Origin of the sequence: Pedobacter psychrotolerans (assembly GCF_004340665.1) — a bacterium.
Classification (GTDB): Bacteria; Bacteroidota; Bacteroidia; order Sphingobacteriales; family Sphingobacteriaceae; genus Pedobacter; species Pedobacter psychrotolerans.
The window spans coordinates 1-1737 of the sequence record NZ_SLWO01000018.1 but is presented as its reverse complement, the minus strand read 5'-3'; the positions used below and the strand labels follow the sequence as shown (position 1 = coordinate 1737).

The 1737-nt window shown below is 35.6% G+C and carries 2 protein-coding genes; both read right to left on the bottom strand.

The annotated features are described in order from the left end of the window. On the bottom strand, positions 1-680 hold a 680-nt coding region (locus EV200_RS21640), incomplete at its 3' end, for a condensation domain-containing protein (protein ID WP_208864598.1). 36 nt (positions 681-716) lie between these two features. Continuing rightward, the gene (locus EV200_RS21635; protein WP_132536548.1) at positions 717-1547 is read right to left on the bottom strand and encodes a phytanoyl-CoA dioxygenase family protein; all 831 of its coding nucleotides are present in this window, start codon (positions 1545-1547) and stop codon (positions 717-719) included. Positions 1548-1737: the final 190 nt, after the last annotated feature.

Below are 1737 nucleotides of genomic sequence, written 5' to 3'. Positions count from 1 at the left end.
TCATAATAAGCCAGAACTTCACGAATCAAAATACCCATCGACCAACCATCACTGATGATATGGTGCATCGTATAGGTGAAAATCCATTCATGATCTCCAACATGGTAAACACTCGCACGAAGCAAAGGCCCCGACGATAAATCAAATGGACGCTGAAGATCATTGACAATTAACTTATCTACAGATAATCCAGTCTCCCTGCTGCCATACAGTTCATGGTAGCTAAAAGAAAAACCAACGGCCTCTGGGGATAAGATATATTGCCTGATCTCTCCCTTTACATTTTCACGAAAAACCGTACGCAGAATCTCATGACGGGAGATCAACTGCTGAAAAGATAACTCCAGACAATGGGAATCAAAGTCATCTTCAAATACATAAACTCCAGACATATTATACGCAACATTTCCCTCATCAAGTTGATCCAATATCCAAAGCCTGCGCTGTGAAGAGGATAATTCATAATCAGTCTGTAAAGACAATAGAGGGATATTCTTTAATGTCAACTGACGGCTTCGTAGTACAAGATTGATCAAATCCTGTTTATGTTTTTTAATTAACTCTTTAAGTTGATCATCTATAACCCCTTTTTTTGCAGCAATTCTTAAATCTTCACCATCAACATCTATTTGAACATTGAGATTTTTCAGATTAAGAATTAAATTTTTAATAGCATCCATATTTATGACTAAGAGAATAGTTTATAGTAAATAATTTTATTTTATCTCAGCCACAAGATGCTCGATTGGTTCATAATCCTGCCCCACTAGAAAACTTGGTCTGGGGTTTTTGGTATTAGAAGGTAGGTTATGAATACTATTATAAGTCAATAGCACTGCATCCCTATCAAATGGTGTAAGATTAATATTGGAGGCGTGAAAAAGGTTCCCATGAAAAAAAATCACTGATCCTTTTTTTCCTGAGACAGTCACAATTCCATTTTTTTCAGCCAGATCCTTTAACAAACTATGATCTATCGTAAATTTGATATTAGAGTTTAAAGACGATAAATAGTCCTTGTTCCAATTATCACTATACTGTGGCTGTTTAGGGTTTAGCTCAGAACCCTTATTTGCAAATTTTACGATTCCCAACTTATGGCTTTTTGGTATCAACATCAGCGCGCCATTCGAGGCACTCGTATCTTGAAGATAGAGCATAATAGAAGTTAAATCTGGCATTTTTATACCATCGTCAAGATGCCAGTATGGAAAATCCTGATGCCACTCCCACCAATCACCTTTTAATGCTTTTTTGCTATTTATTTTAAATTGATGCAGGTAAATCTGACTACCTATCAGTTGTTTAGCTGGAATTACAAATCTATCCAACTGACTTAGTCTTTTATAAGACTCATTTATAAAATGTGGTGCAAATATCGAGCGTATACTTCCATCATTTTCTAGTATTACTCTTGGCGAATTGGTTTCTATAGTTTTAGGTAGTTCATTATAGAGTGTTTGCACTTCCTGAGAAGATAGGTAATCTTCTATTTGTAAATATCCATTTTCATTGTAAGACTGGATTTGTTCTTCTGTGAGTTTCATAATTATTTTTTTTAAAAAACTATTCTTTCAATATTAAGATCATCTTTTTCCACTACTCTGTTTTTACTAGCCCATAGTAATATATTTAACTCGTTTGCCTGCTCTGCCAGTACCACATGGGTAAACAGTTCCTGCAAACCGATCCGCACACCAAACTCTTTATGAATCTGTCCGGCTAACCGTGTCGCTT